10 protein-coding genes are annotated in these 17027 nt (G+C 37.9%); 4 read left to right on the top strand and 6 right to left on the bottom strand.

Annotation, left to right across the window (positions count from 1 at the left end; all coding sequences use genetic code 11):
* Window positions 1-247: 247 nt before the first annotated feature.
* Both uvrB and ACFILO_RS02945 read right to left on the bottom strand, forming a co-directional pair.
* Window positions 248-2557, bottom strand: a complete 2310-nt coding sequence (gene uvrB / locus ACFILO_RS02950) for an excinuclease ABC subunit UvrB (protein WP_375677800.1) — start codon at window positions 2555-2557, stop codon at window positions 248-250.
* A gap of 258 nt (window positions 2558-2815) precedes the next feature.
* Window positions 2816-3130: an SH3 domain-containing protein gene (locus ACFILO_RS02945; protein ID WP_375612971.1), complete on the bottom strand. Its 315-nt coding sequence runs from the start codon at window positions 3128-3130 to the stop codon at window positions 2816-2818.
* A 338-nt stretch (window positions 3131-3468) separates the two neighbouring features.
* On the opposite strand from ACFILO_RS02945, the gene greA reads away from it, so the two are divergent.
* Both greA and ACFILO_RS02935 read left to right on the top strand, forming a co-directional pair.
* Window positions 3469-3942: a transcription elongation factor GreA gene (gene greA / locus ACFILO_RS02940; protein ID WP_007347010.1), complete on the top strand. Its 474-nt coding sequence runs from the start codon at window positions 3469-3471 to the stop codon at window positions 3940-3942.
* 17 nt (window positions 3943-3959) lie between these two features.
* Window positions 3960-5018: a glycosyltransferase family 4 protein gene (locus ACFILO_RS02935; protein ID WP_375677799.1), complete on the top strand. Its 1059-nt coding sequence runs from the start codon at window positions 3960-3962 to the stop codon at window positions 5016-5018.
* 1222 nt (window positions 5019-6240) lie between these two features.
* Here ACFILO_RS02935 and ACFILO_RS02930 read toward each other — a convergent pair.
* Window positions 6241-7635 carry a TrkH family potassium uptake protein gene (locus tag ACFILO_RS02930; protein WP_375677798.1) on the bottom strand — a complete coding sequence of 465 codons (1395 nt, stop codon included), beginning with the start codon at window positions 7633-7635 and terminating at the stop codon, window positions 6241-6243.
* Window positions 7636-7945: 310 nt separating this feature from the next.
* Between ACFILO_RS02930 and trxB the strand changes: the two genes are divergently transcribed.
* Both trxB and ACFILO_RS02920 read left to right on the top strand, forming a co-directional pair.
* Window positions 7946-8902, top strand: coding sequence for a thioredoxin-disulfide reductase (gene trxB / locus ACFILO_RS02925; protein ID WP_375631666.1), 957 nt, complete (start codon window positions 7946-7948; stop codon window positions 8900-8902).
* Between the two features lie 42 nt (window positions 8903-8944).
* A complete protein-coding gene (locus ACFILO_RS02920) occupies window positions 8945-9850 on the top strand; it encodes a LysR family transcriptional regulator (RefSeq protein ID WP_273791217.1) in 906 nt (301 codons plus the stop codon).
* Window positions 9851-11012: 1162 nt separating this feature from the next.
* Here the strand turns inward: ACFILO_RS02920 and ACFILO_RS02915 are convergent.
* The 3 genes from ACFILO_RS02915 to carB form a co-directional block, all read right to left on the bottom strand.
* A complete protein-coding gene (locus tag ACFILO_RS02915; protein ID WP_375612967.1) occupies window positions 11013-12215 on the bottom strand; it encodes a pyridoxal phosphate-dependent aminotransferase in 1203 nt (400 codons plus the stop codon).
* Between the two features lie 322 nt (window positions 12216-12537).
* Window positions 12538-12747, bottom strand: a complete 210-nt coding sequence (locus ACFILO_RS02910; RefSeq protein WP_012754908.1) for a cold-shock protein — start codon at window positions 12745-12747, stop codon at window positions 12538-12540.
* 247 nt (window positions 12748-12994) lie between these two features.
* On the bottom strand, window positions 12995-16480 hold the full coding sequence (gene carB, locus ACFILO_RS02905; RefSeq protein WP_375612966.1) for a carbamoyl-phosphate synthase large subunit: 3486 nt from the start codon (window positions 16478-16480) through the stop codon (window positions 12995-12997).
* Window positions 16481-17027 lie beyond the last annotated feature (547 nt).

The following is a 17027-nucleotide window of genomic DNA, read 5'->3' as shown; positions in this document are numbered from 1 at the left end:
TCCTATTTGAATATTTTCTTGTAAGGATAAATAATATTGAGTTAGATATCAGAGTATAACTGTATAAAGATAATATATTTTAGAAAATTTTTATAAAATGTTCTCTCTCATGTTGTTTTAGACAAATTGAAGCACCCTTGATGTTGGAGGTTGTCTATTTTTCGGATAACGCTGTTTGCTTTTGAGCTTTCGTCTTTTTTTAGAAGAACTGAAGATTATTTTATGCGGTTTGAAATTTTTTGCTCCTTCATTGATTGCGTTTTTTTCGTTTTATTGTTGCTTGATTAGGGGTGTTTTTACGAGATTTTCCTTTTTGATTTTCCAAAATACCAGTGTCCATGGTTGGTCCCATGTGTGCAAGGTTTGGTTTGGAGAAAAGACTTGGTTGTAATACGCGCTCATGGGTGGATTGTTCGCTATGATGTGTTAAGGGATTTTCCGCGAGTTCTAGTTCTATCTTTTGTAATTGTTTGATTTCATCGCGAAGGTGTGCTGCTTCTTCAAAATTAAGATCAGCAGCTGCTTCATGCATTAATTTTTCGAGGTGTTTAATATGAGATGCTAAATTGTTGCCAACCATATTTTTTTTCTCGATGACATCAGGGATATTTGTACGAATATGGTTGTTTTCATAGCCTGAATTGAGAATATCTCCGATATTTTTTTTGATACTTTTCGGTGTGATATGGTGTTCTTCATTATAGGCTATTTGTTTTTGTCGACGTCTTTGTGTCTCCTGTAAGGCTCGTTTTATGGAACCAGTGATCGTATCTGCATAGAGGATAACACGGCCATCTACGTTACGTGCAGCACGTCCGATTGTTTGTATGAGGGAAGTTTCAGAGCGCAAAAAGCCCTCTTTATCGGCATCTAGAATGGCAACAAAACCACATTCTGGAATATCTAAGCCTTCTCGGAGCAAGTTGATACCGATGAGGACATCAAAGGTGCCAAGCCGAAGATCGCGTAGAATTTCAATGCGTTCTAATGTATCAATGTCGGAATGCATATAGCGTACACGAATACCTTGTTCGTGGAGATATTCCGTTAAATCTTCGGCCATACGCTTGGTTAGGACGGTCACTAGTGTGCGGTAGCCTTTTTGAATTGTTTTACGAATTTCATTCACAACATCATCGACTTGATTTTTGGCTGGACGAACCTCTGTTGGTGGGTCAACAAGCCCTGTGGGGCGAATAACTTGTTCTGCAAAAGTACCGTGAGATTGTTCTATTTCCCACCGTCCAGGTGTTGCGGAGACAGCAATCGTTTGTGGGCGCATAGCATCCCATTCTTCAAAGCGCAAAGGACGGTTATCCATACAAGAAGGGAGGCGAAAACCATATTCTGCTAAGGTTGCTTTTCTGCGAAAATCACCTCGGTACATACCACCAATTTGGGGAATGGTTACATGGCTTTCATCGATAAAAACAAGAGCATTATTTGGAATGTATTCGAACAAGGTTGGTGGTGGTTCTCCGGGTTTTCGTCCTGTTAAATAACGTGAATAATTTTCAATTCCCGGACATGAACCGGTGGTTTCCAACATTTCCAAATCAAAAACTGTACGTTGTTCTAAACGTTGTGCTTCTAAAAGACGTCCAGCTTCGTTCAACTCATCGAGGCGTTGAACGAGTTCCATTTTGATAGATTTCATCGCTTGGTTAAGTGTTGGGCGTGGTATTACGTAGTGTGAGTTGGCATAAATTTTAATTGATTGAAGATCGCCTGTTTTTTGTCCGGTGAGAGGATCAAATTCCGTAATTGTTTCCACTTCATCGCCAAAGAGCGAAATACGCCAAGCACGATCTTCGAGGTGGGCAGGGAAAATTTCGATTGTATCCCCTCGTACACGAAAGGAACCACGAACGAAGTTGATATCTTGTCGATAATACTGTTGAGAGACTAAATCAGCCAAGAGTTTTCGTTGATTGAGTTTGTCCCCTTTTGCTATTTGGAAGGTCATAGCAGTATAAGTTTCTACTGAACCAATTCCGTAGATACAGGATACAGATGCGACAATAATGACGTCATCACGCTCTAAGACAGCACGTGTTGCAGCATGGCGCATACGGTCGATTTGTTCATTAATTGAGGATTCCTTTTCAATATAAGTGTCTGAGCGTGCAACATAGGCTTCTGGTTGATAATAGTCATAATAGGAAACAAAATATTCGACGGCATTATGGGGAAAAAAACTTTTAAATTCCCCATAAAGCTGCGCTGCTAGAGTTTTATTGGGAGCTAATATTAAAGCTGGACGCTGTGTTTTTTCAATGATATTGGCCATTGTATAGGTTTTCCCTGAGCCGGTAACACCCAAAAGCACTTGTGTACGTTCATTTTTTTGAATTCCCTCGACCAGAGTTTTAATGGCTTGAGGTTGATCTCCCGCTGGTTTAAAAGATGTTTCGAGTTGAAATGGAATACCACCTTCAGATTTTTCAGGACGAATGGGGCGGTGAGGTGTCCATAATGCACCATTCTTAAAAAGAGGATTACCTGAAGCAATAAGAGCAGAAAGAGCTTCTACTGTTGCAGTAACACCATTTTTCATTGTTGTATCCTTTGATAGAAAAGTGCTGGTGATTTTAAAGAAAATACTAATTTTTACAAATTTATTACGACAACAGCAAAACGTTATTGAACAGATTTATTTTGGTTTATTAGAGCTTTCATTAGGATATTGATCAAGTTTTTTATGAGACAAATTCTTCGAAGTATTTCTTTGGAAGGAGCATATTTGTGGTTGTTCGTGAACACTATTGCATTTTTGCCATGATGATATTCAAGAGGGCATAAGTTATTATGGCTGTTATGGAGAATAATCGGTACGTTTGGGCATTAAAGACATTGTATATGTGTGATAAAGATCATTTCCATCTTTAAATGAAAGATAACGAGATGACACCCAACCTATTTGAGTGTTATATCGGATATGGCACCAATTTCCTTCACAGTTTTTAACAAAAACTAATTCTCCCGCAGAGATTAAGCCGCAAAGTGCATACTGAGTGCTGGGACCTGTTCTAAAATTAAGATTTCTCGTAACAAAAGCATCTGCTGCCTCTGATATTGTTGTGGCTAAAAAGAAAGAGCCAAACATAAAAAAAATGACGATTTTTTTCATTTTTCTGTAAAGAATTTCTTTAGAGATTTTCTATCCTTCTCTCTTCATATCCCATATAATTTCTTTTACTAGATTATGATAAAACAGAAAAAAATACAATTCTTTCTTCTTTAGGACACTTTAAAGAGAAGAGTGAAGTTTAACGTTTTAAACACCAAAATGAGATGTTTTAATCACTATTTGTGCATGTTTTGTTTCCTTTATTTATTTTTGTATGGAAAACAGTGATACTGTACTATATAATAAAAAAGATCGTAGTTTTCGGATTCCAAAAGTAATTTTGGAAGCCGTTTTTTGTATTTTTATTAAACCTTCCGTGTAATAGAAAGGGACGGATTATGGAAAAAGTTCCGATGACTACAGCTGGTTTTGAGAGTCTTAAAGAAGAGTTGCGTTGGCGTCAACAACAGGAGCGTCCGCGAATTATTGAAGCAATTTCTGAGGCGCGTGCGCATGGTGATTTATCTGAAAATGCTGAGTATCATGCAGCTAAAGAAGCGCAAAGTCATAATGAGGGGCGTATAAATGAGCTTGAAGATTATATCGCACGAGCAGAAGTTATAGATGTCTCGCGTCTTTCAGGTGACAAAATAAAATTTGGTGCAACCATTAAACTCTTGGATGAGGATACTGAGGAAAAAAAAGTGTATCAGATCGTAGGGGATCAAGAAGCTGATGTAAAGGTTGGTAAAATCTCTATTTCTTCGCCTATCGCACGTGCACTTATTGGCAAGCAAGAAGGTGATGTGATTGAGGTGAATGCACCAGGTGGTGCGCATAATTACGAGATCATTAAGGTTCAGTACATCTAAATAACATATGGATTATTATGCGTGTATCTTTGGACGAAACTGAAATTATTGCGCCTCACTTTAAAAGGCGTTTGTCGGGAGTAACATCTACGATTATTCAGCTTATTCCACTGCAACGCGAACAGGGTGTGCGTATATCCACTTTTGGGTTTGGATTACCACAAAGTTTACCGGCTCTTGCCTTTAGGGACCTTTTCGGACTTTGGAAAAGTCCGAAAGGGAAGCCATTTCGTATTTGGCATGCACGACGCAATATTGAGATGCTTTGCGGGGTGTTTTTACGCGATGTTTTGCGAATGAAGCTTAAACTCATCTTTACTTCGGCATCTCGACGCGAACACAAGCCTTTTACCAAATGGTTGCTTCGTCGTATGGATAAAGTTATCGCTACTAGTGTATGTACGGGAACCTATCTAGAAGTGCCTCATAAGGTTATTATGCATGGAGTGGATATTAGGCGTTTTTCACCCCCCAAAATTCCTGATGATTACTTTCCAGCAACTGGGGTGCCAGGAAAATATGCGGTAGGATGTTTTGGGCGCGTGCGCTATTTAAAGGGTACTGATTTGTTTGTGGACGCGATGATAGCATTATTGCCTGACTATCCCGAATGGACAGCACTTATCGCTGGTCGGACTACAGAACAGCATTATGGTTTTGAAAAGAAATTACGACAGAAGATTGCTGAAGCTGGTTTAAACGACCGCATTATTTTTCTTGGTGAAAGGCTTGATATACCTGTGTGGTATCGCCGTTTATCACTTTATGTAACTCCGTCTCGTTTGGAAGGTTTTGGTCTGACACCATTGGAGGCAATGGCATCACAGACGGCTGTAGTGGCGAGTGATGTAGGAATTTTTAAAGAATTGGTGGTCGAGGGAACAGGAACGGTTGTTCAAGCAGGAGATGGAGCGGCTTTAACAGCAGCAATTGAACCTTATTTTGCTGATGTAGAAAAAACATTGGCAGCCGGAAAGAAAGCTTTAACCCATGTTCGTACTCACTTTCCTTTGGAAAAAGAGGCAAGCAAGATTGGAAGTGTTTACAAAGAACTGTTTGCAGAAAAAACACTTTGATTATTATATCAAAAATCTTTTTGAGGAATGATAAAAAGTATTTTTCTTAAAGGTTTTTCATAGTCATTAAGAAAACAGCTCAATGATATAAATGTTATTTTACAAAATTTATATTGTCTTTAGTAGCACGCTATAAAAAGTTCTCAAAATTTTGGATAAAATATTAAAAATGTATACGCTTGAGAGCGATATGTAGTTTATGATAAAGCATACTAGGAGAGAAGAAAGCTACTTTTATTCATTGATATTTTAGAATAAGAAAATAATGCTTTAACTCAAGTCTGGGGATTTATGCACTATCTTATACGGGGTCGTGCTGATATTGTTCGTTTTGTAAGACTTAAATAGATAGCAAAAAAAACGTTTTCTTGTCTTAAAAAGATAATGATGGTATCTCCATGGATAAAATAGTCGTACATATTTTCAATAAATTCATAATAAGATGGATTTAAGATCAATATATATATATATATATATATGATTTTTATAGATAATTTACCTTTTCAATTTGAATAAGAGCTTTGAGTACCGTAAGATTTTCTCATGTAAAATCTGTTGATATTAACAATGAGAGCTATCTTCTTGTACATCACAATTGGAAGAAGGCATGTGGTGGATAAAAACTATTGAAGACAGGGTGTAAAGAGATTTCTTATAAATTGTCTGAAATGTAGGCTGTTACGACATTAATAGAAAGAAAATAATATGGTGGTACTAATTTATATCTTATTTTTTGGTACCGACTTGCACCTTATTGTTATTTAAGTAAAAATGATGGTGCCCATTTTATATCTTTCATGAGGGCTGTCGTGAAATGGGGGTGATGAGTACTGTGAGATGTTTTTTTATAAGCTTGTGAGTTCGTAATATAATAGCATTTTTTTCTATAAGGAGGTAACTCTATTAAAGAGAAAAAACACTTTTATCAGCAAATATTCATATTTTTTGCATGAGAGATTATTCGTAAAAAAGAATGTTCTATGCGTCCACTTTATTTGATAAAGAAGATCAATAAAGTGAAGTTTTATATGTTATGGCTTTGAAAATATTGGTATTTGATTGTTTTTGTTGAATTATTTTTATATCATTGATATGATGATTTGTATGGAAATTTTAGAAAATCTTCAGTGGATTGAGTAAGGGGTGAATATTATGATGCATACTGTTCACACCTTTTTATCTTGTAAATTTTTTATCATGGTAGAATAAAATACTCTCTGCATTAGAATTGTTCACGCCAGAAAGCGGGAATAAAAAGGACGAATATTGTTATGATTTCAAGGCGTCCAGCTAACATTAGAAAACTTAAAATCCATAAAGCATGGTCGTTGATTGTAGAGAAATTACCAGTGGGGCCAATAATATCTCCAAAGCCTGGACCAACATTTGAAAGTGCGGTTAAGACCCCCGTAAAGGCAGAGGTAAAGTCAAGACCGGTTGTAAGCAAAAGTGCAGTGCCGATAACAAGGCAAAACATATAAAGACAGACAAAAAACAAAACGGCTTGAGCAACATCATTTGATATATTTGAGTGATCGTAGCGCGCTTTTACAACGACATTAGGAGAAAGAAGTTTTTCTATATTTGTTTGTGTAATACGCCAAAGAATAATGAGGCGATTGATTTTCATGCCACCAGAAGTAGAACCAGCACATCCGCCTGTAAAAGAAATAATGAAGAAAATTCCAAGCGCAAACGGTCCCCAAAGTTGATAATCTTCAGCGCTATAACCTGTGGTGCTAATAATGGATGAAAGGTGAAAAATGACATCAAGAAAAATTAAGTGGAACGCGCGATGATCATAAAACCGTAGCCATGCCGCTAAAGCAAAGCTGAAAAGGAGAACGATATGGAGAAAAACAATCACTTGTGGGTCAAGGAAGCGTTTGGAGTGTCCAGGAAGGACTAATTTAACATAAAGTACGAAAGGTAAAGCAGAAAGCAACATGAAGATTGTTGAAATAATTAAGATGGCTGGTGTATCAGAAAAATAGCCAAAAGAAGCATCATGCGTTGAAAAACCAGCTGTTGCTACTGTACTCATTGCATGGTTAATGGCATCAAATAAATTCATGCCTGCAGCAAAATAAGAAAGCATACAAGCCAATGTTAACCCAACATAAGCGATGATAATTCCGTTAGCAATTTGGTTGATGCGAGGCAATATTTTTTCAGATTTATCAGATGATTCCATATGAAAAAGTCGCACGCCACCCACACGCAGTGAAGGCAAAATTAAGAGGGCTAAACCGATAAAACCAATGCCCCCAATCCAGCATATAAGAGAACGCCATAATAAAATACTTCGCGATAAATTATCAAGATCAGAAAGGACTGTGGAGCCTGTTGTTGTAATTCCAGAAACAGATTCAAAAATGGCTCCTGCTAGAGAAATGGGAAGAGGAGAAAGATAAAGAGGTAAGGCACCTACGATGCTTCCTGTAAGCCAAAGACAAACAGTGAGCATAAAGCCAAGCCGTGCTGAAAAGCGACAAGTAGCTCCCTTAGTTGCTAAAAGAATCAGCGTTGCTAACATGGTGGTTATGGCACAAGAATAGAGAAAGCTTATCCAATTACGATTGTTGTCGTGCAAATCCACAAAAATTGGCAAAAGCATTGCTCCTCCCATGATTAAGGCAAAACGTGCACAGACATTGATAATAAATTGAAAAATGATCGTTCCCTATCTTTGTATCTCTTTTTATTATGGTTTTGTGCTCATAAGAAGTTACATTTTTCTCTTTATAGGATAAGGATTAATTCTTAACATTAGCGTGCCTTGATGAATTAGTAATCAGACCTTTTCATAAAACTTGAAAAGAAGTATACATAACATAATTAGGGCTCTTGAAAAATATTTTTTTAAAAGGCTGCATTCCGTTATCATTTATAGAATAATTAATTTATAATAAAGTGAAGGGGATTTAATGGTACAATCGCATATTCGTCTGCTGATTATTGGCTCAGGTCCGGCTGGTTATACAGCGGCGATCTATGCAGCAAGAGCAATGCTTAAGCCGGTTTTGGTGACGGGCTTGCAGCAGGGTGGACAATTAACAATTACAACTGATGTTGAGAATTATCCAGGTTTTGCAGATCCCATTCAAGGACCATGGTTGATGGAACAAATGGCAAAACAAGCTGAGAATATGGGGACAAAAATTGTCTATGATACAATTATAAAGGCTGATTTGTTGAAGTATCCTTTTGTCTTATATGGGGATTCAGGAACACAATATTCTTGTGATGCACTGATTATTGCAACAGGAGCTCAAGCGCGCTGGCTTGGTTTAGAAAGTGAACAGACCTTTATGGGCGGAGGTGTTTCCGCTTGTGCTACATGTGATGGCTTTTTTTATCGTGATAAGGACGTTATTGTCGTGGGAGGAGGAAATACGGCTGTTGAAGAAGCACTTTATTTATCGCATTTGGCTAAAAGTGTAAGCGTGGTTCACAGGCGGGGGCAGTTTCGGGCAGAAAAAATTTTACAAGATAGGTTGCTGGCTTGTAATAATGTGCGTGTTCTTTGGGATCATGTGGTTGAAGAAATTGTGGGGCTGCCAGCTCAAGATTCAAAGGGCGCTGTTGTAACAGGGGCACGTCTGAAAAATGTTAAGACAGGTCACGAGATGAAAGTGAATGCAGAGGGCATATTTATTGCCATTGGGCATGATCCTGCTGTTTCTCTGTTTGAAGGACAGCTGAAACAAAAACGAGGCGGCTATTTATGGACAGCACCCGACTCAACAGCAACAAGCATTGCTGGTGTTTTTGCTGCTGGGGATGTGACAGATGAAACATTCCGCCAAGCTGTAACAGCTGCGGGAAGAGGATGTATGGCAGCGTTGGAAGCAGAACGGTTTTTGGATATACCCAGGCGTTAGTCATTCATTGAGAACATAGAGAATATAGAGGTAGAATTAATTGTGGCGCCACCGTTGGATTGGGATAAGTTAAGGGTTTTTCACGCTGCAGCAGAAGCGGGATCTTTTACGCATGCTGCTCAAAAACTTCATTTATCTCAATCAGCCGTTTCACGACAGGTTTCGGCTTTAGAACAAGAGGTTGGGGTATCCTTATTTCAACGTCATGCGCGTGGTTTGATTCTTACAGAACAGGGAGAAACTCTTTATCGTACAGCTCATGATGTTTTGATGAAGCTTGAAAGTGTGCGTTTGCAATTAAGTGAAAGCTATGCAAAACCAACGGGGCACTTGCGTGTGACCTCGACCTTTGGGATGGGGGCAGGGTGGATTGCAGAGCGTATGCCAGAATTTCTTAGTCTTTATCCTGATATGCAGGTTCAGCTTTTGCTTTCCGATGAAGAGCTTGATTTGACAATGTGTCATGCGGATTGTGCTGTTCGCTTACATCAACCCAAACAACCTGATCTTATACAAAGAAAACTCTTTACAATTCATATGCATGTCTATGCTTCGGAAAAGTATATTGCAAATTATGGAAAGCCGGAAAAATTGTCTGATCTCGATGAGCATCGTATTATTTCGTTCGGTGAACCTGTTCCACCTTATTTGTCTGGTTTAAATTGGTTGGAAAAGGCTGGTAGAAGTGATGGATCATTGCGCGTTTCAGTTTTACAAATCAACAATATCATCTCAATAAAGAATGCGCTTATGCGTGATCTTGGGATTGCTGTGCTTCCTGATTATATCGTCAATAATGATGAGCATTTAGTGCGTCTTTTTCCTGATATGGTTGATATTCCTTCTTTTGATACTTTTTTTTGTTATCCTTATAATTTAAAGAATTTGGCAAGGTTAAATGCTTTTCGAGATTATATTTTTTTAAAAGCTCGCCAGTGGTCTTTTTAATATTAATATCTTAATTTATAAGGAATAATTAGCTGTTTTGCAACTTGAGACTCCCGTAATATTCTTTCGTTTCAAATTTGCCTATATTGAATCAATTAAAATTATTTGTTGCACATTAAAAGTGGAGGGAGTCCGTACGGGTAAATATTTTTGAAAAGAGGGATAAATGTTTTTTATGAATACTAGCAACCGTGAGGGTTATTATATATTGAAAAATGGACAATCGTGTGATGGTGTAGTTAACATTTTTACTATTTAATTAAAGAGAGTGGTACATGATGGAGACAAATTTAAAGCTATGTGTTTATTGCATAGCAGATACGCTTAAGTCTTTGTTGTGCTTTTCCTTATAAAATGACATAGAATACTATCTCTTGATTATGTTGCCTCCCAGTTTCGTTTTCTTGAGTGTTCCCTTACGAAGATCTATCAGATTGATTTTATCTCTGAGGATTTTCCAAATTTGCCGGACATATGTCCGGCTTTTTTTTTAATTTTTGAAAGAGTCCCTAGAAATTGCAATATATGGGAAGATGATAAAGAAAAAATTTCGAAACTGGTGGATATCCAACAATTTTTTTAAGAATACTAAAATTCAATGAGGAGTTTGAGAGGGGATATTCTATTGTACTGTAAAAGTCTGTCTTTTAGGGGTGTGATATAAAATATTTAAAACCTTATACATGAAGTGCTTTTTATTAGAATGTGAGGTGAATATTTAAGGCAGGTCTTGTTCATAAAGCCTATGAAGTAAATCAAGTAGTTATTAAATAGAACTTAAAGGAAACTGGATTGCTTACACAACGATGGGAGGTGGCTTCTTCTTCGTTTTAGGACGAAGAAGAAGCTGAGAAATAGAAGAGATTTTATTGTAAGGGCCTTTGATTATAAGGGCAATTGTGTTTAAAAGTGCTCGGTCTTTTTTAGAGTTATAAATTGAATGGAGAAAGTAGAATAGGCTTGTCATCTCTTATGATAATAGACCGATTCATTTATTTGATAGCTAAATTTTTTTGATCTTTATCTACAGCATCTATTTTTGTGTTTATTCATAGATATTTTTGCTGAATCGATAGATTTAGACCATGACACAGTTTCAGATATTTTCTCGGATATACTAACATTCGGCAAAAAACAATCACAAGAGATGATATTAAAAATTTTAAATTAAACTGTTGCAAAAACGCTGTATACGTATACAAGCTTTTTCAAGTAATTCTTCTGATGTTGCATAAGAAATACGAAAAGTTGATCCAAGTCCAAAAGCAGATCCTTGGACGACAGCAACAGCTTCTGTTTCTAGAAGCGCTATGGCAAAGTCTTCATCATTCGTAATACGTTGACCATTGGGTGTTTTCTTTCCAATAAGTCCGGTGCAAGAAGGATAAACATAAAAAGCACCCTCAGGCGTTGGACAGTGAATGCCAGGAGCTTGATTTAGCATGGAGACAACGAGATCACGGCGTGCTTGAAAAATACTTTTATTTTTAGCAATAAAGTCTTGTGGCCCGTTGAGTGCTTCAACCGCAGCCCATTGTGAAATGACACTTGTTCCAGATGTTTGCTGTCCTTGAATGGTATCCATGGCTTTAATTAATTCTTGTGGTCCGCCTGCATAACCGATTCTCCATCCCGTCATCGCATAGGCTTTAGAAACACCATTCATTGTGAGTGTACGCTCATAAAGCGCTGGTTCTACTTGAGCTGGAGTCACAAAGGTAAAACCCTCATATGTGAGATGTTCATATATATCATCGGAAAGGATATAAACATGAGGATATTTTACTAAAACATCTGTAAGTTTTTTCAATTCATTATGTGTATAAGCGGCACCTGATGGATTTGAAGGAGAGTTAAAGATGAACCATTTGGTTTTGGGGGTAATGGCAGCTTCTAGCTCTTGTGGTTGGAGTTTATAAGAAAATTCGGCTTTTGTTTCTAAAAAGACAGGCGTACCATCGTTGAGTGCGACCATTTCTGGATAACTAACCCAATAAGGGGATGGAATGATGACCTCATCTCCTTTATTCAAAGTTGCCATGAATGCATTAAAGAGAATTTGTTTTCCACCGGTACCAACAATAATTTGTTCTGGTTGGTAAAGAAGGTTATTTTCTCTTTTAAACTTTGCAGAAATTGCTTGGCGCAATTCTGGAATTCCTGATATGGGAGGGTATTTTGTTTCTCCCCTTCGAATAGCTTCAATAGCCGCGTTTTTGATGTTGTCTGGGGTATCAAAGTCTGGCTCTCCAGCACTTAAAGCAATAACATTGCGCCCTAATGCTTTTAAATGGCGGGCCTTTTGAGAAGCAGCAATTGTTGCAGAAGGTTTGATACGAGACAGTTTGTCGGCAATAAAAGCCATAATTTTAAATCCTTATATTATATCAACAAATGGTTATTGCTTTAAGGATATTCTATAAGAGATTATATTGTATGCAATAAAAAACTTCCAAAATACTCTTACACGGGCTTTATATTCTTCTTTTTTGAGATATTTTACAAGATAATCTCTTCGTAGATTTTATGAAAGTTTTTGAGGAAGTATAAGAGAGGTTTGATAAATTGTGCAAAGGAGATAAGCAGTCTTTTATTTTAACAAGGTAAAATAATGCTTTATAGAAAATAAAAAAATCTTCGTCTTTACAGACGAAGATTTCTAAATAAAATATTGCAGAATTTAAACTTTAAAGTGCTGCAAGGTTACCAGCGGCAAATTTTCCTGAACGACGATCTTGAAGAACATCATAAGAGATTTTTTGCCCTTCATTAAGACTGTTTAGACCTGAACGCTCGACGGCAGAAATGTGTACAAATACATCTGCACTACCATCGCTAGGCTGAATGAATCCGAAACCTTTTGTTGTATTAAACCACTTAACTGTTCCTGTAGACATAGGAAACTCCTTAGAATATATAATTATATTGAGCATTGAAGCTTTCATTTCTTCAATACGGTTGTAGATCGAAATTAGGTGGGAGAAGTTTCGTCGAAAGTGCAGATTGCACAGGAAAGAAAGTCACGTAACCGAAAATTCGATGAAACCTCTATAAAAGTTTTTAGAACAAAAAGCAAGTCTTAATCAATTTTTATATAAAGAAAAAATAAGAAAACAGTGTATATTTTGCTAAGTAGAAAAAAATTCAACTAAAATAACTTTGTAGTGAACGTACCTCAAGGTGCCTTTTTTTGAGTGCTTTGATCGCTTCTACGACGGCTTCGGCTCCAGCTATTGTTGTATAATAGGGAACATTTTGCATGAGTGCTGCATAACGTAATGATTTTGAGTCTGAGATGGCACTGGCAGTGCTAGTTGTATTAAAAATCAATTGAATTTGGCGATTACGAATAGCGTCTTCAATATGGGGGTGTCCCTCTAGAACTTTGTTAATTTTTTTTGCTTCAACGTGGTGTTCGGTGAGAAATTTTTGTGTTCCACTTGTGGCGACAACAGAAAAGCCAAGCTCAGTTAAACGTTTTACAGGATTTAAGATGCGTTTTTTATCTTCATCCCTTACAGAAACGAACAAAGTTCCCTCTTTAGGGAGTTTTACACCAGCTCCAAGTTGGGCTTTAGCAAAAGCAAGCGAAAATTCATAGTCAAGTCCCATAACTTCACCGGTTGAGCGCATTTCTGGACCAAGAAGTGTATCAACACCTGAAAAACGAGCAAAAGGAAATACTGCTTCCTTGACGGCAATATGTTGTTTTTTTTGCAAAGAAGGTAATCCACCATAAGCTTCAAGAGCATCATGAAGCGTTTCTCCTGCCATAATACGTGCAGCCATTTTAGCAATAGGGCGACCAATCGTTTTTGCAACAAATGGGACAGTACGTGAAGCACGGGGATTGACTTCTAAGACATAAATGGTGTCATCTTTTATAGCATATTGTACATTCATTAAGCCGCGAACATGAAGTGCTTGTGCTAATGCTTTGGTTTGGCGCTCTAATTCAGTAACTATTTTATTTGAGAGCGTATGGACTGGTAGAGAACATGCTGAATCACCAGAGTGGATACCAGCTTCTTCAATATGTTCCATAATACCAACGATTAGTGTTTCTTTGCCATCACATAGACAATCAACATCTACTTCAATTGCTTCTGTTAAATAGGTATCAAAGAGAAGCGGATTTTTACCAAGCAATATATTGATTTGTCCTGTTGTGTCGTTAGGATAACGGACTTTGATATCTTCTGAAATTAATTCAGGGACACTCTCAAGTAAATAATTTTGTAAGCTACGTTCATCACGAATAATTTGCATAGCACGTCCTCCTAAAACATAAGAGGGACGTACAACCAAGGGGAAGCCTAGTTCGTGGGCAATGAGGCGTGCTTGTTCAATGGAGTGGGCAATACCATTTTGAGGTTGTGTTAAATTAAGTTTAAATAACAGTTTTTGAAAGCGATCTCTATCTTCTGCTAAGTCGATAGCGTCAGGTGAAGTACCTAGGATGGGGATGTTGTGTTTTTCTAGAGCGCTTGCCAATTTCAAGGGTGTTTGTCCGCCAAATTGGACGATGACTCCAACCAAATCTCCTTTTTCCTGTTCTGCTTCTAAAATAGCGATAACGTCTTCTGTTGTTAAAGATTCAAAGTAAAGGCGATCAGAGGTATCATAGTCGGTTGAAACTGTTTCAGGATTACAGTTAATCATAATCGCTTCAAATCCTGCATCACGCAGTGCAAAAGCAGCGTGGCAGCAACAGTAATCAAATTCAATACCTTGCCCAATGCGGTTTGGTCCACCGCCTAAAATAGCAATTTTTTTGCGTTCAGAAACGTGTGCTTCCGAGTGCTCTACACCTGCAAAGGGAACTTCATATGTTGAATACATATAGGCTGTAGGAGAAGAAAATTCAGCGGCACAAGTATCAATCCGTTTGAAGACGTGTTTAACATTCAGTGATTTACGTAAAGCTGCGATATAATCGGGTTCTTTCCCTGTAAGGGAGGCTAATCGCGCATCTGAAAAGCCCATAGCTTTTAACATACGTAAATTATCTGCGTCTTGGGGTAATCCATGAATGCGGATACGCTGCTCCATTTCAATGATGGAGGCTATTTGTTCTAAAAACCACGGATCAATTTTGCTAATTTGGTGAATCTCATTTAAGGGTAAGCCTGTGCGCATGGCTTGAGCAATATAGCGTAGACGATCAGGGCTTGGTATGGCAATGGCTGAGCGTATAGAACTTTTTTCATCACCTTCAGCATGCTCTGGAATCACAATTTCATCAAGACCCGTAAGCCCTGTTTCAAGTCCACGGAGTGCTTTTTGTAACGATTCTTGAAAAGTGCGTCCAATTGCCATGACTTCTCCTACAGATTTCATCGCAGTTGTGAGGACAGGTGATGAACCGGGAAATTTTTCGAACGCAAAACGAGGAATTTTTGTCACAATATAGTCAATAGAAGGTTCAAATGATGCTGGTGTTGCACCACCCGTGATATCATTTTTTAATTCATCAAGTGTATAACCAACAGCCAGTTTAGCCGCTACTTTGGCAATGGGAAACCCCGTTGCTTTTGAGGCAAGCGCTGAAGAGCGAGAAACACGCGGATTCATTTCAATAACAATGAGGCGCCCATTTTCAGGATTGACAGCAAACTGTACATTGGATCCCCCCGTTTCAACACCAATTTCTCGCAAAACAGCAATCGAAGCATTACGCATACATTGATATTCTTTATCGGTTAAGGTGAGAGCAGGTGCTACAGTGATCGAATCACCGGTATGAATCCCCATCGGATCAATGTTTTCAATAGAACAAACGATGATACAATTGTCGTTCTTATCACGAACAACTTCCATCTCATATTCTTTCCACCCTAAAACACTTTCTTCAATTAATACTTCTGTTGTTGGTGAAGCTTCAAGCCCACGTTCAATAATTTCATAGAATTCAGAGCGGTTATAAGCGATTCCACCACCAGTTCCACCAAGGGTGAATGAAGGACGAATAATAGCTGGAAGCCCAACAACATCAAGAGCTTGAACTGCTTTTGCTGTTGCATGAGCGATATAATGTTGTTTGCGATCAGCTTCGGTATGTCGCCAGTTGCGCTCAAGTTCTTCGAGTGCTTTGTCAAGCGCAGCACCAGAAAGCTTTGCTTTAAGTTCAGCACACGTTTTTGCGTGTTGTTGGCGATTTTCTTCTTTCAGTTCTGTTGCATTGGCTAACATAGAGCGTGGCGTTTCCAAACCGATTTTTGCCATCGCTTGGCGGAATAAAGCACGATCTTCAGCTTTATCAATAGCATCAGCATTGGCTCCTATCATTTCAACATGATAGCGGTCTAAAATACCCATACGCTTTAATGATAAAGCAGTATTGAGGGCTGTTTGTCCTCCCATAGTGGGTAAAAGGGCATCGGGACGCTCGTGAGCAATAATTTTGGCAACTATTTCAGGAGTAATGGGCTCTATATAAGTTGCATCAGCTAGATCTGGATCTGTCATAATCGTGGCAGGATTAGAATTTACCAAAATAATTCGGTAACCTTCTTCTTTTAATGCTTTACAGGCTTGAGTGCCTGAATAATCAAATTCACATGCCTGACCAATGATAATAGGTCCTGCTCCGATGATAAGAATAGATTTTATATCTGTGCGTTTGGGCATGACTTTTTCCTATGACAAATATCTGTGTGCGATTGTTGCGGGCAAAATATTTTAGTTCTGAGGCTACCGTCATTTTATAAGTTAAGTGAAAAAGAAAGTAAGCATTAAAATACCTTTTCCATGCTTTTTTTCATAAAATTGAAGATAAATTTCTTTTTTGAGTTGAGTCATCTCGTCAGTTTATCAAAAGTATGACCTTTGATAAAAAATAATAACAGTGCTCCAACAAATTAGAATATTCAAGCATACTGTGGAGCATAAAAAGCCGGAACATCTTTCCAATCCATTGCCGGCATACTTTCTTTGTGTTTTATGACGTTTTTTGCTTAAGAGAGCACGCGCTTTTTCTGTTGCTTGTAAAACATAAGCTATTATTTATGGTTCGATGGGATTTCGTAAAATAAAATGGGAAGCTTATCGTGTTGTTCCGTAAAATACTGCCGTTTAGAGTTGTGATATAAGGTATGAAAATTTACCACATTAAGGTGTTTTTGTTAGAGTGTATGATAGAATTCAGAGCAGGATTTGTCTGTAGAGAGCTTATGAA

Origin of the sequence: Bartonella sp. AP72JLCBS, from assembly GCF_042195705.1 — a bacterium.
Lineage (GTDB): Bacteria > Pseudomonadota > Alphaproteobacteria > Rhizobiales > Rhizobiaceae > Bartonella.
This window is presented reverse-complemented; position numbering and strand designations above follow the sequence as displayed.